This is a genomic window from Streptomyces sp. NPDC059248 (genome assembly GCF_042753905.1).
Lineage (GTDB): Bacteria > Actinomycetota > Actinomycetes > Streptomycetales > Streptomycetaceae > Streptomyces.
Map to the genome: position 1 here is coordinate 1 of NZ_JBHYZV010000097.1, position 23,839 is coordinate 23,839.

Genomic DNA, 23,839 nt, shown 5'->3' on the forward strand with positions numbered 1-23,839 from the left:
ACCGTACGGTCACCACGACGGCACCGGACCTTTGTCAGTGGTGGTCGCTACCGTGGTCGATGTGCCCGATGTTCCCCTCTCCGATCTCGTCCGGCTGCGCCGCGCCCGGGACGTGATGGACCGCGACTACGCCCAGCCCCTGGACGTCCCGGCGCTGGCGCGGGGCGCCCATATGTCGGCGGGACACTTCTCGCGCAGCTTCCGGGCCGCCTTCGGGGAGACGCCGTACAGCTATCTCATGACCCGGCGGATCGAGCGGGCCAAGGCGCTGCTGCGGCGCGGGGACCTCGGTGTGACGGATGTCTGTATGGCCGTCGGCTGTACGTCCCTGGGGTCGTTCAGCTCGCGCTTTACCGAGCTGGTCGGGGAGAGCCCGAGCGCCTACCGGGCGCGTGACCACGGCGCGGGCGCGGCCATCCCGGCCTGCTACGCCAAGATCTACACCCGTCCGGTACGGAGACCGGGCGCGGCGCCCGGACGAGCGCCCGGACCACCGCCGGGACAACCGCCCGGACCACCGCCCGGACCACCGCCCGGACCCCCGCCGGGACAACCGGTCAGGATCGGAGAAGCGCGCGGTCGCGCCCGGCCGTAGCGTGAGGCGCATGGACATCACGCTCTCCCAGTGCTTCATCGCCGTCGACGACCACGACAAGGCCCTCACCTTCTACCGGGACGCCCTCGGTCTCGAAGTCCGCGGCGACGTGGGCTTCGAAGGGCTGCGGTGGGTGACCGTGGGCTCCCCGGCGCAGCCCGATGTGGAAATCGTCCTCGAACCGCCCGTCGCCGACCCGGGCGCCTCCGACGCGGACCGCAAGGCGATGGCCGAGCTGCTGGCGAAGGGGATGCTGCGCGGGGTCATCTTCCGTACCGCCGACTGCGACGCCACGTTCGAGAAGATCCGCGCGGCGGGCGGCGAGGTCGTGCAGGAGCCGATGGACCAGCCGTACGGCGTCCGTGACTGCGCCTTCCGGGACCCGTCGGGGAACATGATCCGCTTCACCGAGCCGCGCGCCGGCCGATAGGACCGCCCGACCCTCCCTGTCCCCTTTGCCCCCGGCGTCTCCTCCGCGCCGGGGGCACCGTCGTACCCGCGCGTGGCCATCACTCTCGCGCCCCCCGCGTACGCCTTTCCCCGCCCGTCGCTCCCACGCGCCGGCAGGGGTTTCCGAGCAGCCCGACGACCGGCGGCGGACCCTCCGTACAGCCTCCGTACGGCCTCCGTACGGCGATACGGTGCGTGCGCGCCGCACATACGTCCTTCGCCAGCCACCGGCGGCTCGAAGTGGCCGTCTTTACTACGCCAATCAGAGCGCGTGTCCACGCCGCACGGCGCAAAAAACACCCTCCGCAACCCTCTCGCAACCCTCTGGTGGTTATGGGCCCGCGGGCCCGGGTACGTCCCCGGCACACCGCGCCCATGAGGGCGGCCGGACCGGGCTCACCAGGGGTTTCGCCCGTACGACCGCCGGACGGCGGCCCGGCTCGTACGACCGGCCGGGGGGTACCGACCGCGCGGGCACCGCTTACGCGGCTTCTACGCCAACCGGGAATGTGGCGGAAAGGGCCCATTGGACGACGCCCGGGCCGCAAGTACTATGCGCCGTCGTTGATCCGTACATCCAACCCCCCGCGCAGCCACATTGTCGTTTTCGCAAAGAGGTGATCCAGGGTGGGACCCCCGTTGACCGTTCCGCCGATCTACGCCCCGATACCTCCGGCGATACATCCCAGACACGCCGTCATCGACGCGCGGACGGCGGCCTGGGCGGAGTCCTTCGAGATCGGCTCTCCCGAACTGCGCAGCAGACTCGTCCGGCACGACATCGGCACGTTCTGCGCCCGGATCCTGCCGGAGGGCAGGGAGGAGGTGGTGAGTCTCCTCGCCGACTTCGTGCTCTGGCTGTTCGGAGTCGACGACGGCTACTGCGAGGAGAGCGATCTGGGCCACCGGCCCGGCGATCTCGTCGGGGTGCTCCACCGGCTGCTGAGGGTCGCCCAGGACCCCGGCGGTCCGTTCCTGCTCGCCGACCCGCTCGCCAACGGGCTGCGGGACCTCCGGCACCGTATCGACAGATTCGGTACGTACGCCCAGTCCACCCGGTGGGTGGACGCCCTGCGCGAGTACTTCTTCTCCGTCGTCTGGGAGGCCGACCACCGTCGTGCGGGCACGGTCCCGGGTCTCGACGACTACACCCTGATGCGGCTGTACGACGGCGCGGCGACCGTCGTGTTCCCGCTGCTGGAGATGGGCCACGGCTACGAGCTGACGCCGCGGGAGCGGGACCATCCGGCGACCCGCGCCCTGTGCGAGATGACGTCCTTCATCATCAGCTGGGACAACGACATCTTCTCGCACCACAAGGAGGCGTCGGGCGACGGCTTCTACCTCAACGCCCTCCGGGTCCTCCAGCACCAGGACGGTCTCTCCCCGGACGAGGCCCTGTCCACCGCCATCGCCCAGCGCGACCGGGTGATGTGTCTCTTCCTCCGGCTCCAGGAGAGCCGGTGCCGTACCGGCAGCCCCCAACTGCGGCGCTATCTGTCGAGCCTGCGGCACTTCGTCCGGGCCACCCAGGACTGGAGTGTCAGCTCACGCCGGTACACCACCCCCGACAATCCGGCCGATCTGCCGAGCAGCTTCCGCAGCACCCCGACCGACGCGGGGACGGCGCCGCTGGACATCCCGGTGATCCGGTGGTGGTGGACGCTGCTGCCGACGCCGGGGGAGGAAGGGTCGCGGGAGGCCCGGGAGGGCGAAGCCGCGTTACGCGAGCCCGCCGTCGCGGGCCGCTGAACCGCACGACTCGCCGCACGTCGCACCGTCGGGTCCGGTCAACTCGGGCGGCAGCGGGCGTACGTGGACCACGTCCAGCCGGGACACGGCCCGGGTGAGGACCACATACAGCCGGTGGAGGCCGCGCGCCTCCGCCGCCGTGATCGCCGCGGGCTCCGCGACCACGACATGGTCGTATTCGAGGCCCTTCACCAGGTCCGCGGCGAGCACGACCACCCGGTCCACCGCGGACTCCCGGGTCCCGGCAGTCCCGGGCTCCCTGGGCTCCGGCGGCCCCGGCTCCGTGGTCCCGGGCGCGCCCGGGACCGGGACCGGGCCCGGGACCGGCAGCCGTGCCGCCGCCAGCGCCGACCGCAGCCGGGCGGTGTCCGAGCGGTCCGCGACGACGGCGACCGAACCCTCCCGGGTGAGCGCGTCCCGTACCGCCGCCACCACCCCGGCGGCCAGGTCGTCCGTCCGGCGGATCGTCAGTTCGCCGTCGCGGCGCGGCGACCTGGTGGGCGGTACGTCGACCCCGAGCGACGCCAGCAGCCGGTTCGCCAGCCGGGTCACCGCGCCGGGTACCCGGTATCCGGTGGTCAGCGCCGTCACGGCCGCACCCGGTTTGCCCAGCAGGGCGAGCTGCTCCGGCCAGGAGCCGGCGGCCCAGGGGGTGGTGCCCTGGGCGAGGTCGCCGAGGACGGTCAGCGACCCGAAGCCGGTACGGCGGGCGACGGCCCGGCACTCCATCGGCGACAGGTCCTGGGCCTCGTCGACGACGACATGGCCGTAGCCGTCGGGGCGGGCCATCAGCCCGGCCAGCTCGTCGAGGAGGACGAGGTCAGCCGCCGTCCAGCCCCGGGAGCGGGGCGGTCGGCGGATCGCGGCCCGCTCCTCCGGTGCGAGCGCCGGGTCGCCGGGGTCGGCCAGGAACGCCGTCAGCACCTCCTCCGGTGTCGTCTTCGGCCAGGCCGCGTCGAGGAAGGCGCCGACCGGCCGCGAGCGTTCGATCCGCCGGAGCCAGCCGGCACCGCGCGGCCCCGCCCGCCGTTCGGCGGCGAGCTGGATCTCCCGTACGGCCCGGCCGCGCACCCGCTCCCGTCCGATGTCGTACGGCGGCTCCTCCGCCCGGACCCCGGCGACGATCCGGGCCAGGGTCTCGTCCGGCACCCGCCACCGGTACGAGCCGTCGGGCACGACGAGTCCGGCGGCGAAAGCCCCGGTCCCGACCCGGGCGTACAGGGCGCGCCGCAGTGCGTCCGCCATCCGCGCGTCGTGCTTCACGGCCTCGGCCCGCGCGGTGTCCACGGCGGTCACCGGATGCCGGGCGATCTCCTCGACGAGGGTCGACTGGCGTACCCCGGTCTCGCCGAGGGACGGCAGGACCCGCTCGATATAGGAGAGGAAGGCCCGGTTGGGGCCGATGACGAGCAGTCCGCCGCGGCGCAGGCGGCGGGGGTGCGTGTAGAGGAGATACGCGGCCCGGTGCAGACCCACGGCCGTCTTACCGGTACCGGGCGCGCCCTGGACGCAGACGGTGTCGGCGAGGGCGGAGCGTACGAGATCGTCCTGTTCGGGCTGGATGGTGGCGGCGATATCGCGCATCGGGCCGACCCGGGGACGCTCCAGCTCGGCCGCCACGAGCGGGCTGAGGGGGCCGTCGGGTGCGCCCGTGCTGACGTGCTCGTCCTCGAAGCCGGTCAGCTCCGCGGATGCGCCGGTGGCGTGCGGCGCCCAGCCGTACCGGCGGCGGATCCGGACGCCGTACGTGTCATGGGGCCCGGCCTGGTAGAAGACGCGGGCCACCGGGGCGCGCCAGTCGACCACCAGCGGCGGCGCCGACTCGGCGGCGGAGCCGGAGCCGGAGCCCGGGCCCGGGTCGGTGATGCGGCGGCGGCCCAGGTAGTAGCGCTGGCCCCGGTGGTCTCCGGCTTCGGCGTCGGCGGTGAAGTCGAGCCGGCCGAAGAAGAGGGGGCCGCCGGGGTCGTCGGCCAGCTCCTTCGCCCGGCTGCGCAGCTCGTAGCCGAGTACCTCGGCGTCGGCGCCGGACGCGAAGGCGTGCTCCCCGACGACGACCCGCTCGGAGGCGTCGGCGGCCATGGCGGTCAGGGCGGCCCGGCACCGGTCGTGCCGGGCGCGCTCCTCGGCGAGGTCGGAGTCGAGTTCGGGGGCCGGTGTGGTGGTGGTGGTCGCGGACGCGGACGACGGCTCGGGCGGTGTCATTCCGCCGAGCCTAATGCAACTCGGTTCAGTTTTTAACTCGGTTAACTTTTTGGTTCGTCTCCTGGCAGACTCCCCAGCCCGTCCCGCAGCAGCGCGAACGCCGCGTCCGCCGCCGCCAGGGCGTCCGGCCGGACGTCGGCCGCGCTCTCGCCCGCCGCGATCCGCCGTCCGTTCTCCTCCGCCAGCACCCGCAGCACGGCCACGATCTGGGCGGCGGCCAGCCGGGCCGCCGTCCCGCCGCCCAGGGCCGCCGCCAGGGTCTCCTCGGAGCGGCTCCGGTACGCGGACAACCGGGCGACCAGGCCCGGTGTCCCGTACAACAGCCGCAGAAAGGCCGGGATCTCCGGCGCGTCACTGAGCCCGGTCACCGGGTCGAACCGCTCAAGACCCGCCCGGACATGGCGGCGGAGCGCGTCCAGCGGCGATACCCCGGCCCCGCGCGCGGCGGTCACCACCCGGGCGGGCTCGTCCTCGTGGTCGGCGAACCGGTACAGGACCAGGTCCTCCTTCGCCGGGAAGTACCGGAAGAGCGTCGGCTTCGACACCCCGGCGGCGGCGGCGATCTCGGTGACCGGGACCGCGTCGAAGCCGCGCTCGACGAAGAGCGCGATCGCGGTGTCCGACAGGGCCCGGCGGGTCCGCTCCTTCTTCCGCTCCCGCAACCCCGGCGACCACTCCCCCGCACTCGCCTCCGCGCCGGCCTCAGCACCCACACCCGCGCCCGGACCCGCCTCCGCTCCAGCCGTACCCATCCGCCCGTCCTCCGCGCCTCACCCGCCGCGGTCCAGCGCCCCGAGCCTGGGCGGGACCGCTCCGGGGGCGGCGGCCATCCTAGGCCGTGTCCTCGAACCCCCGCCGGGCCTCCGACGCCCGGCACGCGGTCAGGGCGTCGGCGATCCACCCGACCGTGGGTACCTCGGCGAGCCCCAGGGGCTCCCCGGCGCGCGCCAGGACGGTACGTACGCGCCGTGCGACGTCCCACGGCGCGCCGGAGCCGCCCGCCACCGCCCGGGCGGCCCGGATGACGTCCGTATAGACGGACTGCATCCGCTTGTACTCCAGCAGCAGCGGCAGATCCGCCCGCAGCCCCCGCGCCGCGCCCGGCCTGACCGACTCCACGGCCGCCGCCCAGCGCCCGACGACCGCCGCCTCCTGCCGTGCCGGATAGCGCATCAGATGCAGATGGGTGGCCAGGTCGTACAGCGGATCGCCGAACATCGCCAGCTCCCAGTCGATGGTCCACAGCCGTCCGTCGCCGTCCACGACGAGGTTCTCCCGGTGCAGATCGCCGTGGAGCAGACAGAACGGCCGCGCGGTGAGCGCGGGCATCCGCGACGCCAGCCGCCGCAGCCCGTGGACCGTGACCCCGAGGGCGGCGAACAACTCCCCGTACAACGGCAGATGGGCCCGGTAGACGCGCTCCTCCGTGAACCGGATCAGGGACACGGCGAACCCGGCGCAGTCACCGTCCGCGACCCACTCGTCCGCACCGCCCAGCCGCTCCACCGCGAGCGACCGCGGGGTGATCGCCGCCAGCTCGCGGAAGAGCCGGCAGATCTGGTCGAGATGGGGCTCGGCGACCGTCGTGCCCGGTCCCCGGTACGTCCCCAGGGTGGCGCCCTCGATGAACCGCTGGAGCCCGACCTCGTCGACCTCGATCGTCTCCGGGACGCTGCTCACCCGCCCGGCGAGCGCCCGCACCAGAGCGCCCTCGCGGACGAAGCTGCGGAGATCGAAGCGGAGGATCCCCTGTCGCGGCTCACGGCACTTCCAGCGCACCGTGCCCGACCGTCCGCCGCCGTCGCCGTCGCCGTCGGCGGCGTCGGGCAGCGGGAACACATAGGTCTCGTGGTGGTACCCCTGGAGCGGACCCTCGATCAGCGCCTCCGCGGCGCTGAGCCGCGACGCCCGCTCACGGACCCTCGACACCGGCTCAGCAGTCATATGCCCCGGCCCTATGCGGAACGGGCTACCCCCTCCCCGTACTCCCGTACAGTGCGGGCACTGCGATCCTGCCTGCTGGAGAGGGGTCGCGGGAAGGGGACAACGAGGCAGCCTGACGGAGTCGGAACCGGAATCGGGCCGAAAGAGGCGCACGGATCCGGCACTCCGCCCGTGGGCCGCCGGCCGAAGGGCGCGGAGCCTACGAAACCACCCGGACGTACGGGACGAGCGCCGCCATGTCCGCGATCACCAGCGGCGCACCGGCCGCCCGCAGCGCCGCCCGGCCGTCGTCCGCGCGGTGGTAGCCGCAGAACCGCATCCCCGCGTCGCGCGCCGCCCGGTAGTCCGTGACCGCGTCGCCGATCATCAGATGCGCGGCGCCCGGCACCCCGTCCGTACGCGCGGTCCGCAGCGCCCAGGGGTGGGGCTTCATCAGCCGGGCGTCCCTGGGGCGGCCGACGATCCGGCCGTCGAAGCGGTCGGCGACCCCCATCCGTTCGAGGATCCGCTCGGCGGCGCCCCGGTGGTTGTTGGTGGCGACCGAGAGGCGCCGGCCGGAGCGGTGGCAGGCCTCGACGAACTCCGCGGCGCCCGGCGTCGGTTCGGCGCTCTCGGCCGCCTCCCGCTCGTAGGCGTCGAGCAGGTCGTGGAGGACGGCGACGGTCTTGTCCCAGCCGTCGGCGTCGCCGCGCTCCGCCGACTCCAGCGTGTAGCCGTACAGGACGGCGATGGGGTCGGTGCCGTCGCGCAGCCGCTCGACCACATGGCCGCGGCGCTCCGCGGTCTCCAGCATCAGCCGCGCGGCGCCGGACGCCGGCCGGCCCCCGAAGACATGGGCGACGGGTCCGTCGAGATCGAGGACGACGCAGCGGGCGCGGTCGAGGGCGCCGTACAGGACTTCGGAGTTCAGGGCCCCGGGCGGAACACGGTCCGGCGCGGAGGCGGACGACGGGTCACGAACGGCGTCCGGCTCCTTCGTCGGCGGTACGGGACCGGCGGGCGCGGCCGGTCCCGCCGGGGCGCTCGGCGCGCCCGGGGTGAGGGATGTCGAGGGCGTGAGGGGCATGGCGGAGCTGTCTCGGTCTCTCGGATTCGGATGCGGATTCGGAGTCGGGAACGGGATCGCCGCCCTCGCGCTACGCGCCCCCACGCCGTTCGGCGCCGAAAGCACCGGAACCGGCCGCTCCGGCGGCTCCGGCGGGCTCGCCGCCGCCGGACGCCTCGTCCTCGACCGCCGTGCCCATCCGCTGCCAGGTCTCGTCGAAGTACTTCTGGGCCGCTTGCACGATGCCGGTCTGCTCGGGCGCCGAGTCGCGGAAGGGGAAGAGGGAGGCCCCGGTGCCGTACGAGTCGAGGATGGTGACCGTGTCGTAGTTCGGCGGGACCCTGACCGTGCCCTCGGTCGGAGGGTAGAAGCCCTGGAGGGCCAGTCGGCGATTGAGGATGTAGAGCTTGATCTGGAGCGAGAAGGGCACCAGCCGGGTCTCGACCGACACCTCCTCGACGAAGCCGCGGTCGAGCAGCTCGTACAGGGACGACCGGAGCAGTGTCACATGGCTCTGCAGAATGCCCCGGAGCCGGGTGCGGACCCTCGGGTCGTCGGTGCCGTCCACCGGCCGGGGCATCGCCAGATGGGGCGACTGGGTGTCGGGCAGCAGCAGCCGGGCCGTGATGCTGCGCGGCGGCGGGATCCGGCCCGAGACGATCCGCTCCTTCTGATCGGAGACCCTGGTCGCGAGGGATTCGGTCGTCATCGAGAAGACGTCGAGGGTGACCTCGGGCGACTCGAACGCCTCCGCCAGATAGGGCTCCAGGATGACCGGGGAGACCCGGTCCGAGACGAAGACGTCGTCCTCGTCCGAACCCTCGGCCGACAGCACGGATTCACCCTCGCCGCCCGGCCCGCCCTTGACGAAGGTGCCGCTGCCCTGACGGGTGACGATCAGGCCCTCGTCGCGGAGCATCTCCAGCGCCTGGAGGACGGTGAAGCGGGAGACGCCGTACCGCTTGGCCAGGTCGTGCTGGGTGGGCAGCCGCTCGTTGGGGCCGTACGTCTTCTTGTTGATCTCCTTGCGCAGCTTGTCGGCCACCCGCCGGTATCGGTAGGTGGCTTCCCGCGGGATCGCCCCGTCCATCGTCACAGCACAACCTTACAACCTCCCGTCGTACGGAGGCAGATGGTCCACGAAGTCCGCCCGGAACCCCGTCGCCCCGTCAACTCGGTTGGTATGGACGGCCGATGCGACACAGACAACCGGATGAGTTTGACACTCTTCCGGTCGGGAACATTGCTCGAACAGGTCAACCAGATTAATTTGTACGGTAGTTGAACAACCTGAGCGGAGCCCGTAGCAACCCCCGGCCCCGGCGGTGTCCCCCGCCGGCGGGCCGATTCCACGCGAGTACCACGGTGTGCGGGTCCCGACGTCACCTCGGCGGTTTCCTAAGGAGTGACCACCATGACCCTGCTCACCATCGGTATCGAACAGCTTGTGCAATGGCGGTACGGAGTCGTCGCCGCCCTCGGATTCGCCCTGCTGTCCCGGGGCGTCAAAACGGAGAACGCGACCTGCGCCGGGATCGGCGGACTGCTGCTGATCGGCCCGACGCTCTCACCCGGCGCCTGAGCCGGGCCGTGAACCGGCCCGGACCACGGACAACCGGTCCGGACGGGGCGACCGGTCCGGACGGCCGGAAACCCCGTCCAACCGGCGCCGGCGGTCCGGGCGTACGGACAACTCGTCAAGTTGTCCGTACAGTCCCGGACAACACCGGGGTCCTCAGAAGACGTCCGGGCACCACGGCCGGCGGGCCGTACGGAACATCAGCTCCGCGGCCGCCGCCGCGCCCGGCCGGTCCTCCCGGACCGAGCCCAGGGCGGCCAGCCGGACGGCCGACGCGTCGCCCAGATACAGCGCGCCCAGCTCACCCGCGTCCAGCGTCAGATCGGCGGCGTCCCCGGTCGGCGCACAGCTCGCGCCGTCCGGGCCGCCGTCCAGCCGGAACCGTCCGGCGGCCAGGCCCAGACCGTCCCGTACCTCCAGGACCAGGGAGTCGGCCACGCCGTAGGTCCGCCCCTCCAGCGCGCGGACCACGTCGAGGATCCGCAGCCAGAGGAAGTCGGAATGGGTCCGCACCCGGGCCGCGCGCGGGTCCGGGAGGTAGTCCGGGAGCAGATCGTCCGGCGCCCGCCCCTCCGTGCGCACCCGGCTCGCCCAGTCCAGGGAGCAGACGTACTCCCACAATGCCCGCTCGGCCTCCGGCGACACCGTGAACAACTGCTCCACGGTGACCGTGTTGTCCGGCTGCTTGGCCTCGTCCCACTTGTGGTCGGAGGAGTAGGCGACCATTCCCTCCAGCTCGCCCGACGCCGAGCGGTACGCCGCCCAGAAGGGTTCATTCCACGGCATGCTGGGCACCTGGATCTCGCCCGTGGCAAGCTGCCACCACCGCTCGTCGCGGGAGACGGCGCCCGGCTGCCGGGCGAGGAAGCGGGTATACAGCTCGGGGCCGGTCTTGCGGACCTCGTCGAGCGGGACGAGATCGATCCGGCCGCCGTCGCGCGGCCCCGACCAGCGGCTGTCGAGTCCGGTACGCGACAACTCGACCGACCACGAGGTGGCCCGGGCGGCGGGCCCGTAGCCGAACCGGCCGTAGATCGGATACTCGGCGGAGACCAGCGTCGAGACGGGGGTGCCCGCCTCCTTCGCGGCGGCCAGGTCCCCGGTCATCATCCGGCTGAGCAGACCGCGGCGGCGGTGGGTGGGCGAGACCGTGACATTGGTGACGGCGTGCGACGGCAGGGTTCCGCCGGGCACCGACAGCGTCTGCGGGAAGCTGCGGTACGTGGCCACGTACCGGCCGGCGTCGACGGCGCCGAGCGTCCGGTCGAAGTCGATCCCGCCGCGGCGGCCCTCTATCTCGGCCTCCGTCACGGCCGGGGCGCTGAGGAAGCCGACGGCGATCGCGCGCATCCAGTCGGGGTACTCGGCCTCGGTGACCTTGCGGATCTCGATGCCGTCGGCGCCTCGGACGCCGCGCGCGGCGGACGGGGGAGAGACCGTCGAAGTAACAGGACTGGGGGTGGCGGGGTCGGTGGGCTCGGAGGACGTTGGCTGAGCGTCGTCACGGGTCATACCGTCACGCTAGGCACAGCCGCCTCAGAAAGTCGCCTTTATTTCGCCGATTTCCACGCCACCGCCCAGCAGCGGCGCACGGCGGATCCGGTCGACCACGGGCCCCTCGACGCCCACCAGCTCCAGGGCCCGCCCCAGTACCGGGCCCAGCGCCCGGGAAGACCCGTCGTCGATCTTGAAGGCGAGGGCCCGGCCGTCGGCGAGCGCGACGGCCTGGACCGCCTCGGCGCCCATCTTCGACAGCGCCCCCGGCACCTCCCGCATCAGCCAGGTGTCGGCCCGCCGGGTGCCCGCCACATACTCCGGGTGGGCCCGCATCGCGTCCGCGACCCGCCGCCCCGCGGTGTCGTCGGCGGCCAGCACGAGGGAGCGGAAGGAGCGGGCGAGACCGGTCAGGCTGATCGCCATCAGGGGCGCCCCGCAGCCGTCGGTGCCGACGGCCGCCACCGGCTCGCCCGCCGCCTCCTCCACGGCCTCCCGCACCAGCAGCTGGATCGGGTGCTCCGGGTCGAGATAGCCCGCCCGGTCCCAGCCGTTGAGTCCGCAGGCGGCGAGCCACGCCGTGTGCTTGCCCGAGCAGTTCATGGTGATCGGCTCGCGGACCCGTCCCGCGGCGAGATACGCCTCCGCCTCCCGCGGGTCCAGCGGCAGGTCCGGCGGGGTGAGCAGCTCGCCGGGCGCGATGTCGTACTCGGCCAGCATCCTCCGTACGAGATCGAGGTGGAAGTCCTCCCCGGAGTGGCTGGCGGCGGCCACGGCCAGCCGCTCGCCGGAGAGGTCGAGCCCGGCCCGCAGGGTGGCCACGGCCTGCATCGGCTTGCCCGTGGAGCGGGGGAAGACGGGTGCGGTGACATCGCCCAGGGCCGTTTCCACGGAGCCGTCGGGGGCGAGGACGACGAGGGAGCCGCGGTGGCGCCCCTCGACGAACCCGGACCTGACGACCTCGGCGAGCACCGGCGACACGGCCCCTGCCACGGCCCCTCCCACGGCTCCGGCCGCGGCCCCGGCCCCGGAGCCACCGGTGCCGCCCGGCCGGGCGGGTATCCGGGGGGTGGGGGAAGCGGCGGGGGTGGTGCTCATCGCGGGGTGGCCTTCCGATGCGGTGGGGTGCCCGCCGACGGAGGGATCGCCTCAGGTCAGCAGGTCGTCTACTTGTGCCTCGCCTTCACGGTACCTGCGCGCGATCTCCGCGCCGCAATCGTCGGCTGTACGTTGCAACAATTGCCGGCGCCGGGAGACGCGCTGCTCGTAGCGGGCCAGCCGCCCCATCGCGGCCCCCAGCTCGTCGTCCGTACGGGCCCCCAGGTCGGACAGCTCGACATCGGCCAGCATGTCGGCCGCGAGCAGCCGGTACTCCTCGCGGTGGGGGGTCGAGACCGTCACATGGCGGGCGGACGAGCGGTGGGCGGACGGCGCGTCGGCGAGGATCCCGGAGAGCCGGTCGACGAAGCCCGGGTCCTCGCCCCCGGCGATCCCGGCGGCCGGGTCGCGGCCCGCGCCCCGGTCCCGTGCCCCGCCCGGCTGCGGGCGGTGGCCGGTGCGCCGGGTCAGCTCGGCCCGGATGATGTCGATCCGGCCGTGGAGCAGCCGCCGTACATAGCTGAGGTCGGCCTCGTCGCGCTGTGAGCCGCGCAGCAGGGTCCGCAGCTCCGGCAGGCGCAGGGCGGACAGCTCGTACCCCGGCGGGTCGGGGAGGGCGGCGTTCCGGCACTCCGCCGCCTCGCGCTGCTGCGGTGGCCTGACGGGGGCCGCGGCGCCGACGCGGGGCGCCGGATCGGCGGTGCCCGCGGGATCCGGGTGAAGTGTGGGACCGGTGTGGGGTGCGGGGCCGGTGGGCCCGGCCGGCTCGGCCGTCGTGTGCCCGCTGCCCGAAGTGCTCATACGCGTCTGTCCGTCCCCTCGACCGGCGCGGAGGTCTGCCCCCGGTCCCCGGGAGGCCGGGGCGGGGGCCGCGCCGCCTGGAGGCATCGTGCCATTGGGGAACCGTTCCACGCAGGTGCTCTGCACCCGTTCGGCCCCGATAGGTTGGGCGGTATGCGAGCGGTGGTACAGCGGGTCGACGGCGCGAGGGTCGACGTGACGGACGAGTCGGGGACCCGGACGGTCGGGGAGATCGAGGGCGAGGGACTCTGCGTCCTGGTGGGCGTCACCCATGACGACACCCCGGAGCAGGCGGAGCGGCTGGCCCGGAAACTGTGGTCCCTGCGGATCCTCCAGGACGAGCGGTCGTGTTCGGACGTGAACGCCCCGCTGCTGGTGATCTCCCAGTTCACGCTCTACGGAGACGCCCGCAAGGGCCGTCGTCCGACCTGGAACGCCGCCGCCCCGGGACCGGTCGCCGAACCCCTCGTGGACGAGGTCGTGGCACGGCTGCGGGCCCTGGGGGCGCGGGTGGAGACGGGCCGGTTCGGGGCGAGTATGCGGGTGTCGCTGACGAACCAGGGCCCGTTCACGGTACTGCTGGAGGTATGACCCGTACGGCCTGACCCGGTACGGCGCGGGGTCCGCGTCGTACGGGTCGAGCCGTACGGGCTCGGGCCGTACGGGTCGCGTCGTACGGGTCGGGCCGTACGGGTCGCGTCGTACGGGTCGGGCCGTACGGGTTCCACGGGTCCCCCACGGTGACGGGTCCCGCGCCGGTACGGGTCCTACGGCTCGACCACGGTCTCCTGGGCGGCCGCGGTGTCCCCCGCCATCAGCTCGGCGTCCACCGGTACGTTCCGCTTCACCAGGGCCAGCGCGATCGGCCCCAGCTCGTGGTGGCGGGCCGAGGTGGTGACGAAGCCCAGCTTGCGGCCGTCCTCGCCGTCCGACGCCAGCCGGATCGGGGTCCCCGGGCCCGGCAGACGCACATCGCTGCCGTCGAGGTGGAGGAAGACCAGCCGGCGCGGCGGCTTCCCCAGGTTCTGCACCCGGGCGACCGTCTCCTGCCCCCGGTAGCAGCCCTTCTGGAGGTGGACGGCGCCGGGGATCAGGCCCAGCTCGTGCGGAATGGTCCGGTGGTCGGTCTCGAAGCCGAGCCGGGGGCGGTGGCCCTCGACACGCAGCGCCTCGTACGCCAGCATCCCGGCGAGCGGCCCGTGCGCGTCGGCGTACGCCTCAAGACCGGCCCTGGGCAGGAACAGGTCACGGCCGTACGGGGTCTCCCGGACGACGGCGCCGTCCGGGACCGGGGCGATGGAGCCCGCGGGCAGGTACACCACGGCGAAGTCGTCGGTCCGGTCCGCCACCTCGACCCGGTAGAAGAACTTCATCGACTCCAGATAGGCGACCAGCTCGCCCCGGGTGCCGGGCTCGACATGCATCCAGACGGTCTCGCCGTCGTCGACCAGGTACAGCGCGTGCTCGATATGCCCGTTGGAGGAGAGGATCAGCGCTTCGGTGGCCTGCCCCGGGGGCAGGTCGGTGACGTGCTGGGTGATCAGCAGATGCAGCCAGCTCAGCCGGTCCTGGCCGGTGACGGCGACGACCCCGCGGTGGGAGAGGTCGACCAGTCCCGACCCGTCGGCGAGGGCGGATTGCTCTCGGAAGATGTCGCCGTAGTGCGCGGCCACGCCTTCGTCGGCCCCTTCGGCGGCGACGGCGCCGGAACGGGACAGCAGGGGACTGCGGGGAGCCTTCGGGGTCTTCACATCGGCCATGGGAAAAGCCTACGACCCTACGGACGGGAACCCGGGCCCGCGGCGGTCAGCCCCGCTCCTCCTCCGCGCCCTTGTCCGCCGTCCCGGCGGTCTCCTTCGCCTCGGAGCAGGAGGAACAGCGGCCGAAGATCGCGAAGTGCTTCAGATCGGTGTCGAACCCGAAATCGCGCCGGAGCTTCGCGGTGAAGCCGGTCGCGACGCCGACATCGGCCTCGATCACCTCGGTGCAGTCCCGGCAGACCAGATGGAGGTGGTGGTGCCGGTCGGCGAGGTGGTAGGTCGGGGCGCCGTGCCCGAGATGGGCGTGGGAGACCAGGCCCAGCTCCTCCAGCAGCTCCAGCGTCCGGTAGACCGTGGAGATGTTCACCCCGGACGCGGTTTTGCGCACCTCGCACAGAATGCCGTCCGGAGTGGCGTGCTCCAGGGTGTCGACGGCTTCCAGTACCAGCTGCCGCTGAGGGGTCAGCCGGTAGCCGCGCTTGCGCAGATCGCTCTGCCAGTCGGTGGTCACCACCCTCCCAGTGTAGGGAGAGCGGCGGGGTTCACCGGGCGTGAGGACGGGATCCGGCCGGGATCGACCCGTGTCCTGCCGGGGTCCTACCGCGGTCCTACTTGAAGAAGGCGATGCCGTCGTCGGGCAGGTCGCCCAGGTTCTTCGCCCAGTCGGCGACCTCGTCCGGGGTGACCGTCTTCTTCAGGTGCGCCGACATGTACGGCCGCAGCGGCACCTCGGGGGTGGCCTTCTCGCCCACCCACATCAGATCGCCCTTGACATAGCCGTAGAGCCGCTTGCCGCCGCTGTACGGCCCGGAGGCGGCGGTCCGCGCGACCGCGTCCGTCGCCAGGTCGATCTGCGGCTTCTTGTCGGCCAGGTCGCCGTACCAGATCTCCACGACACCCTGGTCGCGGACCATCACGACCTCGACCTTGCGGTCCTTGTCGATCCGCCAGTACCCGTGCTCGCTCTCCAACGGCCGGACCTTGTTGCCCTCGGCGTCCAGCACCCAGGTGTGGGACGCGTACTCGACGAAGTCCCGGCCGTCGTGGGAGAAGGTGACCGACTGGCCGAAGTTGCACTTCTCCGAACCCGGGAAGTCGGAGACGCCCGCGCCCTCCCAGGTGCCGAGGAGGAAGGCGAGGGGGACGAGGTCCGGGTTGAGGTCGGACGGAATCTCGATCATGAGCGGCTATCCGTGGTGGGAGCGGGTGTTCCGGAGGGGGACGGGCAGGTCAGCGCTGACCCTGGTACAGCTTCTTCACGGCCAGTACGGCGAAGGCGGTGACGCCGACGCAGACCAGGACCAGAAGGGCCTCGAAGAATGCAATAAGCACGGAGTGCTCCTCGTTCGAGCGTGAGCGACTAGCGGATACGGCGGACCTGCCGGCCCCCAGCCTAATGGGTCGGACCCCGACGGCCCGTGCGCGGGGCCGTCCGGGTGGCACGGCGCGGCCGGGGCGGCGTCAGCCCAGGAGCTGGTTCTGCAGGACCAGGGTCTGGTGGAAGGGGACGGCCGCGGCGCCGCCCGCGCGCTCGTGGCGGACGAAGGCGACCGTGTCGCCCGCCAGGACGTACGCCTGCCGGGTGTGCTTCTTCCCGGACACGGGGGTGCCCGGCTCCCGGTAGGCGAACGCGCGGGTCCCCTCGGGTCCCGCCGTGCCGTCCCACGCGGGGTCGGCCTCCAGCTCGGGCCCGCCGGCGAGCGCCCGGCCGGGCTCCGCCCCCGCCAGCAGACGCGAGGCGAGGAACCAGTTGGCCGCCCCGCCGGTGGGGAACCGCAGCAGATGGATCCGGGTCACCGTGCCGTCCGGCATCCGCCACCCCCGGGCCGCGATATGCCGTACGCCCGTCTCGCGCAGCGCCAGTTCCACCTCCGGCCGGTCGTCGGCCGCGTACTCGGCGGCGTACCGCTGGTGGGTGGTCCAGCCGCCGGTCAGCTCCCGGTCGACGACGGCGCCCTCCGGGGCGGGCAGCAGCAGCTCCCGTACGTCCACGTGGTGGACCTCGTCCTCGTTGTCGGGGTGGAACGGCCCGGGGGCGTCCGACGGGAGGGCGGGCAGGGCGAGGCGCGGGTACTCCCAGCGACCGTCCGAGCGCGTGGCGAGGCCGGGCAGATCGCCCCGGTCGAGTGCGGCGACGGCCACCGTGCTGCCCGCCCCGAACAGGGCGAAGACAAGGCCGGCGATGGCCCACCGCGCGGGTGCGGAGAGCCGCCGGGCGGGTGGGACGGGAGCGGACTCGGGGGCGGTGACGGTGGCGGTGGCGGTGGCAGTAGCGGTGGCGGTGGCAGTAGCGGTATCCGGCGGGGGCGCGACAGGCCCGGCGGGCTCGGTGTTCCGCGCCGACTCGGCGGGCTCGGTGATCTCGGTCATACGCTCTTCCCCGGTGACGCGATCAGTTCGATCTGGTGCTGGAGGACCTCGGCCACCGCGGTGTTCTCGGCGATGCCCGCGGTGCCGTACGCGGACACGACGACCAGATGGCCGCCGTGGTGGGCCAGGCACTCGACCCGGCCCAGCCCTTCGGCGGGCGCGTTCCCCTCGGGCGGGCCTTCCGAGGTGAAGCAGGCGGCGTTCCCCCGCGCCTCGCCCATCGGTTTCCGGGTCAGGCGGCCCGACTCCTGGAACGCGGCCAGGAAGTCGTACGTCGCACGAGTCAGCGCCGGATTCGTGAGCCGCGTGAGTTCCACCTCGATGACGGCTCCGTCGTTCACGGACATGAAGGAGCGTCCGGCCATGCCCTTGATCCCGATGGCCTTCACCCGCCGTTCGTACTCCCGGCGCTCCTTCCCGGGGAGTCCGGCGCCATCGGCGAGCAGCCGCGCCGTGGCCTGTGCCTCGGTCAGCTCCGTCCCCGCGGCGTCCCGGCCCGGGTCGGGTCCTTTGACGAAGCCGTTGGGCACCGGCAGCAGCAGTTCGCCGAGAGGTCCCGTACGGACGGGCGCGGAGCCGGGCTTCTGCTGGGCCGACGAGGCGGGGAGCTGTCCCCACAGCCGGGTCTCGACGGTGCGGTCGGCCGACCCGGCCGTGGCCGCGGTGTACGCCACCGAGCCGCCGAGAACGGCGACGACGAGCCCGGCCGGCAGGACGGCACGCTTCCAGGGGATGTTCACAGCCGCTCCAGCTGTCGTTCGGCCAGGTCGCGGATGAGCTCCACGGGGATGGCCGCCGAGTCGCCCACCTCGATGTGGACGGCGATGTCACCGCGGTAGGCGACGGCGGACGCCGAGTATTCGTCGGACCACTGGTCGGGGGTCATCACGTAGTACTTGCCGTCGCCGGTGCCGCGGAGCGGATGGCCGTCGTTCCAGGAGTTCAACTCCTCCCGATAGCCCGAGGTATAGGCCGTCGCCCCGAGGTGCTGCCGGAACTGGAGCAGGGAGACCTCGACGAACCGGCCGTCCGGATCGACCCAGGAACGGTGCGCGATCCGGCGGACGCCGTTGCTCAGCAGACCGTTGAGGACGCTCGGCGGATCGGCGAACCGCTCGGCGTACTCCCAGGGCGGCATCCAGCCGTCCCGCATGGTCAGCGCGGCCCCGTCCGAGGTTTTCGCCGGCTTCGGCAGCAGCAGGCGGGTCAGATCGCCGTCCGTCGTGACCCGGCGGTCCTCCGCCGCGGACAGCATCGGACGGGAGCCGGCGCCGGCCGAAGGCGCCGGATAGGCCAGCCCGGGCGCGCTGAGCGCCGGAAGCGGAGCGGGCTCACGGCCGGCCTGGACCGTATAGCCGGCCGCCGTCCCCACGGCCGTGCCCAGGACCGCCGCGACCGCGATGAAGACCGCCGTCGTCCGGCCCGCGGTCCGCCCGCCCGGCGGGGCCGGTCTCCCGGACGGTATGCGGTCCTCCAAGATTTCCACGAACCTTTCCCCCCAAACATCTTTCTGTCTTCGGTGCACGAGATATAGCGGTGTCGGCCGGTCGACGCCACGCGGATTACGCTTCCCGGCATGGCCAAGAAGCTCGTGATCAAGGTGACCGCCGGTGCCGACGCGCCCGAGCGGTGTTCGCAGGCGTTCACCGTCGCCGCCGTCGCCGCCGCCAGCGGGGTGGAGGTGTCCCTGTGGCTGACCGGTGAATCGGCGTGGTTCGCGGTGCCCGGCCGGGCCGCCGAGTTCGAACTGCCGCACGCGGCGCCGCTGCCGGAGCTGCTGGACGCGGTGCTGGCGGCGGGGGGTGTGACGTTGTGCACACAGTGTGCGGCACGGCGTGATATCACCGAGAAGGACGTGCTGGAGGGGGTACGGATCGCGGGGGCGCAGGTCTTCGTACAGGAGGCGATGGGCGACGGGGTCCAGGCCCTCGTCTACTGACCCCCCGCGGGTCCCCGGCCTTGTCGGTCCCCCGGGTCAGAACGGATCGCCGTCGTCGCCGTCGTCCTCGCGGCGGCGGCGCTCGCGCTCGCGTTCGGCGGTGTCGCCGGGGCGGCGCTTGCCGTCGAGTTCGTCCCACCACTCGTCGGACTGGGGGTCCCCGGACGGATCGTCCCACCAGCGGTCGTCGGGACCCCGGCGGTTGGCGATCATCGCCGCGACCGGCGGGATGACCATGGCGACCACGCACATCCCGACGGCGACCGGGACGGACCAGAGGCGCACGACGGCCCAGGCGGACACGAAAAGGACGAGGCATCCGCCCATGAGCAGGAAATAGGCGCGTCGCCGCCGTGCGTACACACCTCAAGGGTACGGCGGACCGGGCCAGCGGGACCGGAACCGTACGGCCGTAAAAGCCGGAGAAGGACCGTGACCGTAGAGGAAAAGGCCGGAGGGCCGCACCCGGATCCAGTGGCGTCCAACCCCTGGGGTACGGCCCTCCGGCACACCGCGCGCCGTGTGGCGTACGGCGCGGGACGGTTCAGACGGCGATGGCGACCTCCGCCAGGCCGCCCTGCTGGGCGACGACGGTACGGTCCGCGGTGCCGCCGGGCACCAGGGCGCGTACGGTCCACGTGCCCTCGGCCGCGTAGAAGCGGAACTGGCCCGTGGCCGAGGTCGGGACCTCGGCGGTGAACTCTCCGGTCGAGTCCAGCAGCCGCACGTAACCGGTGACGGGCTCACCGTCGCGGGTCACCTGCCCCTGGATGGTCGTCTCACCGGGCTTGATCGTCGAGGCGTCGGGCCCTCCGGCCTTGGCTCCACACATACGGCTCTCCTACTGCTTCCTGCTGACGTACGGTCTGTGGCCCGCTGTCACGGGTTACTTGGCGGCGCCGAGCTCGATCGGGACTCCGACGAGGGAGCCGTACTCGGTCCACGAACCGTCGTAGTTCTTGACGTTCTCCACACCGAGCAGCTCGTGCAGGACGAACCAGGTCAGGGCGGAGCGCTCGCCGATACGGCAGTAGGCGATGGTGTCCTTCGCCAGATCGACCTGCTCGTCGGTGTAGAGCGTCTTCAGCTCGTCGTCCGACTTGAAGGTGCCGTCGTCGTTGGCGTTCTTGGACCACGGGATGTTGCGGGCGCTCGGCACGTGGCCGGGGCGCTGCGACTGCTCCTGGGGGAGGTGCGCCGGGGCGAGCAGCTTGCCGCTGAACTCGTCGGGGGAGCGCACGTCGACCAGGTTCTGGGTGCCGATCGCGGCGACGACGTCGTCGCGGAAGGCGCGGATGGCGCTGTTCTGCGCCTTCGCCTTGTACTCGGTGGTCGCGCGCTCGGCCACCTGGGAGCCGTCGACCAGGTCACGGGAGTCCAGCTCCCACTTCTTGCGCCCGCCGTCGAGGAGCTTGACGTCCTCGTGGCCGTAGAGCTTGAAGTACCAGTAGGCGTACGAGGCGAACCAGTTGTTGTTGCCGCCGTAGAGGACGACCGTGGTGTCGTTGGCGATCCCCTTCGCCGACAGGAGGCGCTCGAAGCCGTCCTGGTCGATGAAGTCGCGGCGGACCGGGTCCTGGAGGTCCTTGGTCCAGTCGATCCGGATGGCGTTCCGGATGTGGTTCTTGTCGTACGCCGAGGTGTCCTCGTCGACCTCCACGATCGCGACCTTCGGGTCCTCGATGTGGGCCTCGACCCAGTCGGCGTCTACGAGGACGTCGCTGCGGCTCATGTTCCTTCTCCTCCGGGGCAGTTGCGGCGGTGTGGTGCCAAATGGCCCGGGCATCGCGCTGTGGTGCGGTGGCCGGTCGGTGATCCTGCGGGACTGTGCGGTGCGCTGTGCGGCGTACGTACGGACTGCGTGCGACGAACGACGGACGACGGTCGGTGGGACGGGCGCGGTACGGGGACCGCACAGTCTGCGGTGGCCCTGATCAGCGGTTCGGCGGCCGAAAGGGCCAGGGCGCGGGAGCGGGCTCCCGCTCAGACGGCGCGACAGAGCATGGCGGCGACGCGGCACAGGTCGACTGCCCGCCGCTTCGTGAGGTCCGCCTGTCGCTGCTTCATGCGTCCGATCGTAGGGACGACTCGGCCGGGATGTCACCGGTGTGTCGCATATTGAGACTCGATCGTCCGCTATACGGAATACGATCAGGTAATCCATGGTCGGGAGGGGGTCGCCGGCGTCCCCCGGATGGGGGCTGTCCGCCCGCCGGTCAGGTATGTCTCACCATGCGGCCGGACGGCCGGGATTCTGTAGTGGACGTTCCATACAGCGCCTGTACTGTGGGCGGGATGAAGACCAGGGCGCGGCACGACGCGACGACCACCGGGGCCGCGGTTTCCGGCTCCGCGGCTTCCGGCTCCGCGGCGGATTCCGGGGCGGATTCCGGAGCTCCCGAGGGCCAGGCAATGCCGGGGACGCGGGAGCGGATCATCCGCGCGGCGTCCCTGCTGATGCAGCGGCAGGGGTACGACGCCACGGCGATCAAGCAGATCTCCCAGGAGGCGTCCGCCACCCTCGGCTCCGTCTACCACTTCTTCCCCGGCGGTAAGCAGGAGCTGGCCGTGGCCGCGGTGCGCCGGGGTGACGAGGAGTTCGCCGAGATCCTCCGCGAGATGCTCGACGCCGGGCCCGACCCGGCGACGGCGATCGTGGCGCTCACCCGCAGCCTCGCCGAGGGGCTCCGGGAATCGGACTGGGCCGACGGCTGCCCCGTGGCGGCGACGGCGCTGGGCGCGGCGGGCCGGCTGCCCGACATCCGGGAGGCGGCGAACACGGCGTTCGACCGCTGGCAGGCGCTGGTGGCGGAGAGCCTCAGGTCGGCGGGGGTGCCGGAGGACGAGGTCGAGGACCTCGCCTGCACGGTGATCAGCACACTGGAGGGGGCGGAGTTCGCGGCGCAGGTGGCCCGCGACGACCGCCCGCTGCACGCGGCGGGCAAGCACCTCGCCCGCCTGATCGCCCTCTCCCTGCCCTGACCCCGCACCCGGGGCCGACACTCCCGCGGCGGGCAGGGGCTACCCCACCAGGGAGACGTTCTTGCCCGTGCCCGAGAACTTGAGGCCCTTGTCGGTGGCCGTGACGCGGTCCAGCTTCAGCGGGGTGGGGAGGCCGTCCAGGGTGAGGTCGTAGTCGAGTACGTCCCGGAGCAGGCCGTCGAGACCGGGGACGGGGATACCGCCCGGCAGCGTCTCCGCCGTGAGCCGTACCGTCTTGCCGTCCACCAGCTCGACCGAGCTGTAGACGGTCACCTCCTGGTTCAGCAGATCCCCGAGACCGCCCGTAGCGGGCCGCTTGTCGGAGCCCTTCAGCAGGTCCATCAGGGGTCCGGTGACCTTCACCTGACCCCGCTGCGCCCGTTCGGGGCCCGCGTAGGCGACCGTGGCGCCCTGGGGCGCGGCCCTGCTGAGGTCCTCGTACGTCACCCGGCCCGAGCCGTCCGCCGTGCCCGCGACCGCCGACGAGAAGTTGCTGTCGATCTTCACATCGGCCAGTTCGGCCTTGACCTCGGTGATGTTCACCGGGCGCCCGTCGGCGGTCGCCGAGACACCCTTCAGGCTGACGTCCACGTCGTCCAGCTGCTTCCCCGCGACCTGGGTCAGGAAGGGGAAGCCGTTGATGGAGACATCGGGTGTCCGGGACAGCCCCTGGCTGCTGCGGACCTTGTCCGCGACCTTCGACTCGGCGTAGTTCACGGCGACGCGGTCGGCGGCGACGAACAGGCCGCCGAGGACGACCGCCGTGATCAGGGATATTCGCAGCGCGCGCATGATCCGGTGCCCCCATACCTCGTGATCCGGCTGACACCGGCTGACGATTGACGGCCCCGGCGATCAGGGCCTGTTAGTCATCGACGTACGGCCGGGGGCGATGGTTCCGGCGGGAGAGGTGGTACGGCTCACGCCCCCTCCCGCCCACTCCGTTCAGGCCAGCACGCGGCCCACGAGGTAGACCGCGGGCGCCGCGAGGCTCAGCGGCAGTGCCACCCCGGCCGTGAAGTGCACGAACCGCGACGGGTAGTCGTAGCTGGCGACCCGCAGGCCCACCAGGGCGAGCACCCCGGCCGCGGCGCCCAGCAGCGCGCCCTTCGCCCCGTAGTCGGTCAGTCCGCCCGCGACGGCCCCGGCACCCGCCGCGGCCAGGACCGCGACGACGACCGAGCCCGCGGCGGGCACCGGGAGGGCCCGGCCGACGGTCGCGGCGGCGACCGCGAGCCCGCCGACGACCACCGCGTCCGGCGCGGCGGCCAGATGGCCGGCCGCGAGGATGGTGAGCGCGGCGGACGCGACCGTCGCCATCAGGCCCTGCATCCGCTCGTCCGGCGACGCGTGGCTGCGCAGCTGGAGGACGACGGTGATCAGCACCCAGACGCCGAGCGTGCCAAGGAGCGCGGCGGGCCCGTCGTCCCGGCCCGCGGCCAGCAGGACGGCGTCGGCGGCGAGGCCGCCCGCGAAGGCGAGGGCGATGCCCTGGCGCGCGGGCCACATGCCGTTGAGCCGGAACCAGCCCGCGGCGGTGACGGCCTGAAGCAGCACGAGGGGGACGAGCAGTCCGTACGGGCCGAGGGCCGCGCCACCGGCGAGCAGCAGCCCGAGCCCGGCGGTGAGCCCGGCGGGCTGGATCCCGGGCGGGATGATCGGCGACCGGCCCTCGGCGCGGGCGCGCTGGGCGTCGGTGATCCGGGCGTTCCCGGTGGTGGTGGGCGGGCTGTAGCCGGCCGGGCCGGCGCCGCCGGGACCGGGTCCGGCGGCGGGCGCGGGCGCGGCGCCCGGCGCGGGTGCGCCGGGCGGTGCCGCGGGCGGGAGG

27 protein-coding genes are annotated in these 23,839 nt (G+C 72.9%); 7 read left to right on the top strand and 20 right to left on the bottom strand.

Annotation, left to right across the window (positions count from 1 at the left end; all coding sequences use genetic code 11):
• Positions 1-115: 115 nt before the first annotated feature.
• From ACFXG1_RS29235 to ACFXG1_RS29245, 3 genes are all read left to right on the top strand, one after another.
• Positions 116-595, top strand: a complete 480-nt coding sequence (locus ACFXG1_RS29235; protein WP_384715905.1) for a helix-turn-helix transcriptional regulator — start codon at positions 116-118, stop codon at positions 593-595.
• Positions 596-605: 10 nt separating this feature from the next.
• Complete coding sequence (locus ACFXG1_RS29240) at positions 606-1,025, top strand: VOC family protein (RefSeq protein ID WP_384715902.1); 420 nt, start codon at positions 606-608, stop codon at positions 1,023-1,025.
• A 659-nt stretch (positions 1,026-1,684) separates the two neighbouring features.
• Positions 1,685-2,797 (top strand): selina-4(15),7(11)-diene synthase, encoded by a 1,113-nt coding sequence (locus ACFXG1_RS29245; RefSeq protein ID WP_384715899.1) that lies wholly within the window; start codon positions 1,685-1,687, stop codon positions 2,795-2,797.
• On the opposite strand, the gene ACFXG1_RS29250 is transcribed toward ACFXG1_RS29245, so the two are convergent.
• The 5 genes from ACFXG1_RS29250 to ACFXG1_RS29270 form a co-directional block, all read right to left on the bottom strand.
• The gene (locus ACFXG1_RS29250) at positions 2,768-4,999 is read right to left on the bottom strand and encodes a HelD family protein (protein ID WP_384745263.1); all 2,232 of its coding nucleotides are present in this window, start codon (positions 4,997-4,999) and stop codon (positions 2,768-2,770) included. The genes ACFXG1_RS29245 and ACFXG1_RS29250 overlap by 30 nt on opposite strands.
• A gap of 41 nt (positions 5,000-5,040) precedes the next feature.
• Positions 5,041-5,751, bottom strand: coding sequence for a TetR family transcriptional regulator (locus ACFXG1_RS29255; RefSeq protein WP_384715893.1), 711 nt, complete (start codon positions 5,749-5,751; stop codon positions 5,041-5,043).
• 79 nt (positions 5,752-5,830) lie between these two features.
• Positions 5,831-6,943: a phosphotransferase gene (locus ACFXG1_RS29260; protein WP_384715890.1), complete on the bottom strand. Its 1,113-nt coding sequence runs from the start codon at positions 6,941-6,943 to the stop codon at positions 5,831-5,833.
• Positions 6,944-7,142: 199 nt separating this feature from the next.
• Positions 7,143-8,009, bottom strand: coding sequence for an HAD family hydrolase (locus tag ACFXG1_RS29265; RefSeq protein WP_384745265.1), 867 nt, complete (start codon positions 8,007-8,009; stop codon positions 7,143-7,145).
• Positions 8,010-8,079: 70 nt separating this feature from the next.
• Positions 8,080-9,078, bottom strand: a complete 999-nt coding sequence (locus tag ACFXG1_RS29270) for a GntR family transcriptional regulator (RefSeq protein ID WP_384711863.1) — start codon at positions 9,076-9,078, stop codon at positions 8,080-8,082.
• Between the two features lie 324 nt (positions 9,079-9,402).
• On the opposite strand from ACFXG1_RS29270, the gene ACFXG1_RS29275 reads away from it, so the two are divergent.
• The gene (locus ACFXG1_RS29275) at positions 9,403-9,570 is read left to right on the top strand and encodes a hypothetical protein (RefSeq protein ID WP_384711825.1); all 168 of its coding nucleotides are present in this window, start codon (positions 9,403-9,405) and stop codon (positions 9,568-9,570) included.
• Between the two features lie 153 nt (positions 9,571-9,723).
• Here ACFXG1_RS29275 and ACFXG1_RS29280 read toward each other — a convergent pair whose 3' ends face one another.
• From ACFXG1_RS29280 to ACFXG1_RS29290, 3 genes are read right to left on the bottom strand one after another with little or no spacing between them, the layout of a single operon-like run.
• A complete protein-coding gene (locus ACFXG1_RS29280) occupies positions 9,724-11,079 on the bottom strand; it encodes a GNAT family N-acetyltransferase (protein WP_384745267.1) in 1,356 nt (451 codons plus the stop codon).
• Between the two features lie 24 nt (positions 11,080-11,103).
• A complete protein-coding gene (locus ACFXG1_RS29285; protein ID WP_384745269.1) occupies positions 11,104-12,159 on the bottom strand; it encodes an asparaginase in 1,056 nt (351 codons plus the stop codon).
• A gap of 51 nt (positions 12,160-12,210) precedes the next feature.
• Positions 12,211-12,960, bottom strand: coding sequence for a hypothetical protein (locus tag ACFXG1_RS29290; RefSeq protein ID WP_384745271.1), 750 nt, complete (start codon positions 12,958-12,960; stop codon positions 12,211-12,213).
• Between the two features lie 153 nt (positions 12,961-13,113).
• On the opposite strand from ACFXG1_RS29290, the gene dtd reads away from it, so the two are divergent.
• Complete coding sequence (gene dtd / locus ACFXG1_RS29295; RefSeq protein WP_384711866.1) at positions 13,114-13,551, top strand: D-aminoacyl-tRNA deacylase; 438 nt, start codon at positions 13,114-13,116, stop codon at positions 13,549-13,551.
• 176 nt (positions 13,552-13,727) lie between these two features.
• Here the strand turns inward: dtd and ACFXG1_RS29300 are convergent, their stop codons facing one another.
• The 6 genes from ACFXG1_RS29300 to ACFXG1_RS29325 form a co-directional block, all read right to left on the bottom strand.
• Positions 13,728-14,720 (bottom strand): YgfZ/GcvT domain-containing protein, encoded by a 993-nt coding sequence (locus ACFXG1_RS29300; RefSeq protein ID WP_384711837.1) that lies wholly within the window; start codon positions 14,718-14,720, stop codon positions 13,728-13,730.
• Positions 14,721-14,766: 46 nt separating this feature from the next.
• Entirely contained in the window at positions 14,767-15,234 is a 468-nt protein-coding gene (locus ACFXG1_RS29305) for a Fur family transcriptional regulator (RefSeq protein WP_384711840.1), read from the bottom strand.
• A gap of 94 nt (positions 15,235-15,328) precedes the next feature.
• The gene (locus ACFXG1_RS29310) at positions 15,329-15,901 is read right to left on the bottom strand and encodes an FABP family protein (RefSeq protein WP_384711843.1); all 573 of its coding nucleotides are present in this window, start codon (positions 15,899-15,901) and stop codon (positions 15,329-15,331) included.
• 280 nt (positions 15,902-16,181) lie between these two features.
• Positions 16,182-17,090, bottom strand: coding sequence for a hypothetical protein (locus ACFXG1_RS29315; RefSeq protein WP_384711846.1), 909 nt, complete (start codon positions 17,088-17,090; stop codon positions 16,182-16,184).
• A complete protein-coding gene (locus ACFXG1_RS29320; RefSeq protein WP_384711849.1) occupies positions 17,087-17,830 on the bottom strand; it encodes a hypothetical protein in 744 nt (247 codons plus the stop codon). Before ACFXG1_RS29320 ends, ACFXG1_RS29315 begins: the two co-directional genes overlap by 4 nt.
• Complete coding sequence (locus ACFXG1_RS29325) at positions 17,827-18,576, bottom strand: hypothetical protein (RefSeq protein ID WP_384711852.1); 750 nt, start codon at positions 18,574-18,576, stop codon at positions 17,827-17,829. The genes ACFXG1_RS29320 and ACFXG1_RS29325 overlap by 4 nt, the downstream gene beginning before the upstream one ends.
• A gap of 90 nt (positions 18,577-18,666) precedes the next feature.
• Here ACFXG1_RS29325 and ACFXG1_RS29330 point away from each other — a divergent pair, with 90 nt between their 5' ends.
• Entirely contained in the window at positions 18,667-19,029 is a 363-nt protein-coding gene (locus ACFXG1_RS29330) for a DsrE family protein (RefSeq protein WP_384711855.1), read from the top strand.
• A 36-nt stretch (positions 19,030-19,065) separates the two neighbouring features.
• Here the strand turns inward: ACFXG1_RS29330 and ACFXG1_RS29335 are convergent, their stop codons facing one another.
• The 4 genes from ACFXG1_RS29335 to ACFXG1_RS29350 all read right to left on the bottom strand — a co-directional run bounded on the left by ACFXG1_RS29335 (position 19,066) and on the right by ACFXG1_RS29350 (position 21,096).
• Positions 19,066-19,392 (bottom strand): DUF3099 domain-containing protein, encoded by a 327-nt coding sequence (locus tag ACFXG1_RS29335; RefSeq protein ID WP_384711857.1) that lies wholly within the window; start codon positions 19,390-19,392, stop codon positions 19,066-19,068.
• Between the two features lie 181 nt (positions 19,393-19,573).
• Positions 19,574-19,861, bottom strand: a complete 288-nt coding sequence (locus ACFXG1_RS29340) for a DUF1416 domain-containing protein (protein ID WP_004986406.1) — start codon at positions 19,859-19,861, stop codon at positions 19,574-19,576.
• A gap of 54 nt (positions 19,862-19,915) precedes the next feature.
• Positions 19,916-20,761, bottom strand: a complete 846-nt coding sequence (locus ACFXG1_RS29345) for a sulfurtransferase (RefSeq protein WP_384745275.1) — start codon at positions 20,759-20,761, stop codon at positions 19,916-19,918.
• Between the two features lie 251 nt (positions 20,762-21,012).
• Entirely contained in the window at positions 21,013-21,096 is an 84-nt protein-coding gene (locus tag ACFXG1_RS29350) for a putative leader peptide (protein WP_350807544.1), read from the bottom strand.
• A 345-nt stretch (positions 21,097-21,441) separates the two neighbouring features.
• Here ACFXG1_RS29350 and ACFXG1_RS29355 point away from each other — a divergent pair, with 345 nt between their 5' ends.
• Positions 21,442-22,011, top strand: a complete 570-nt coding sequence (locus tag ACFXG1_RS29355; RefSeq protein WP_384721475.1) for a TetR/AcrR family transcriptional regulator — start codon at positions 21,442-21,444, stop codon at positions 22,009-22,011.
• Positions 22,012-22,050: 39 nt separating this feature from the next.
• Here the strand turns inward: ACFXG1_RS29355 and ACFXG1_RS29360 are convergent, their stop codons facing one another.
• On the bottom strand, positions 22,051-22,803 hold the full coding sequence (locus ACFXG1_RS29360) for a DUF2993 domain-containing protein (protein ID WP_384745277.1): 753 nt from the start codon (positions 22,801-22,803) through the stop codon (positions 22,051-22,053).
• A 153-nt stretch (positions 22,804-22,956) separates the two neighbouring features.
• Positions 22,957-23,839 (bottom strand): hypothetical protein (locus tag ACFXG1_RS29365; protein ID WP_384745279.1); only part of this gene is annotated, 883 nt, incomplete at its 5' end.

Bases quoted from the DNA above. Each gene is read 5' to 3' on its own strand.
- ACFXG1_RS29235 (WP_384715905.1), top strand. From the start codon at position 116: ATGGACCGCGACTACGCCCAGCCCCTGGACGTCCCGGCGCTGGCGCGG.
- ACFXG1_RS29240 (WP_384715902.1), top strand. From the start codon at position 606: ATGGACATCACGCTCTCCCAGTGCTTCATCGCCGTCGACGACCACGAC.
- ACFXG1_RS29250 (WP_384745263.1), bottom strand. From the start codon at position 4,999: ATGACACCGCCCGAGCCGTCGTCCGCGTCCGCGACCACCACCACCACA.
- ACFXG1_RS29255 (WP_384715893.1), bottom strand. From the start codon at position 5,751: ATGGGTACGGCTGGAGCGGAGGCGGGTCCGGGCGCGGGTGTGGGTGCT.
- ACFXG1_RS29260 (WP_384715890.1), bottom strand. From the start codon at position 6,943: ATGACTGCTGAGCCGGTGTCGAGGGTCCGTGAGCGGGCGTCGCGGCTC.
- ACFXG1_RS29265 (WP_384745265.1), bottom strand. From the start codon at position 8,009: ATGCCCCTCACGCCCTCGACATCCCTCACCCCGGGCGCGCCGAGCGCC.
- ACFXG1_RS29270 (WP_384711863.1), bottom strand. From the start codon at position 9,078: ATGGACGGGGCGATCCCGCGGGAAGCCACCTACCGATACCGGCGGGTG.
- ACFXG1_RS29275 (WP_384711825.1), top strand. From the start codon at position 9,403: ATGACCCTGCTCACCATCGGTATCGAACAGCTTGTGCAATGGCGGTAC.
- ACFXG1_RS29280 (WP_384745267.1), bottom strand. From the start codon at position 11,079: ATGACCCGTGACGACGCTCAGCCAACGTCCTCCGAGCCCACCGACCCC.
- ACFXG1_RS29285 (WP_384745269.1), bottom strand. From the start codon at position 12,159: ATGAGCACCACCCCCGCCGCTTCCCCCACCCCCCGGATACCCGCCCGG.
- ACFXG1_RS29290 (WP_384745271.1), bottom strand. From the start codon at position 12,960: ATGAGCACTTCGGGCAGCGGGCACACGACGGCCGAGCCGGCCGGGCCC.
- dtd (WP_384711866.1), top strand. From the start codon at position 13,114: ATGCGAGCGGTGGTACAGCGGGTCGACGGCGCGAGGGTCGACGTGACG.
- ACFXG1_RS29300 (WP_384711837.1), bottom strand. From the start codon at position 14,720: ATGGCCGATGTGAAGACCCCGAAGGCTCCCCGCAGTCCCCTGCTGTCC.
- ACFXG1_RS29310 (WP_384711843.1), bottom strand. From the start codon at position 15,901: ATGATCGAGATTCCGTCCGACCTCAACCCGGACCTCGTCCCCCTCGCC.
- ACFXG1_RS29315 (WP_384711846.1), bottom strand. From the start codon at position 17,090: ATGACCGAGATCACCGAGCCCGCCGAGTCGGCGCGGAACACCGAGCCC.
- ACFXG1_RS29330 (WP_384711855.1), top strand. From the start codon at position 18,667: ATGGCCAAGAAGCTCGTGATCAAGGTGACCGCCGGTGCCGACGCGCCC.
- ACFXG1_RS29340 (WP_004986406.1), bottom strand. From the start codon at position 19,861: ATGTGTGGAGCCAAGGCCGGAGGGCCCGACGCCTCGACGATCAAGCCC.
- ACFXG1_RS29345 (WP_384745275.1), bottom strand. From the start codon at position 20,761: ATGAGCCGCAGCGACGTCCTCGTAGACGCCGACTGGGTCGAGGCCCAC.
- ACFXG1_RS29350 (WP_350807544.1), bottom strand. From the start codon at position 21,096: ATGAAGCAGCGACAGGCGGACCTCACGAAGCGGCGGGCAGTCGACCTG.
- ACFXG1_RS29355 (WP_384721475.1), top strand. From the start codon at position 21,442: ATGCCGGGGACGCGGGAGCGGATCATCCGCGCGGCGTCCCTGCTGATG.
- ACFXG1_RS29360 (WP_384745277.1), bottom strand. From the start codon at position 22,803: ATGCGCGCGCTGCGAATATCCCTGATCACGGCGGTCGTCCTCGGCGGC.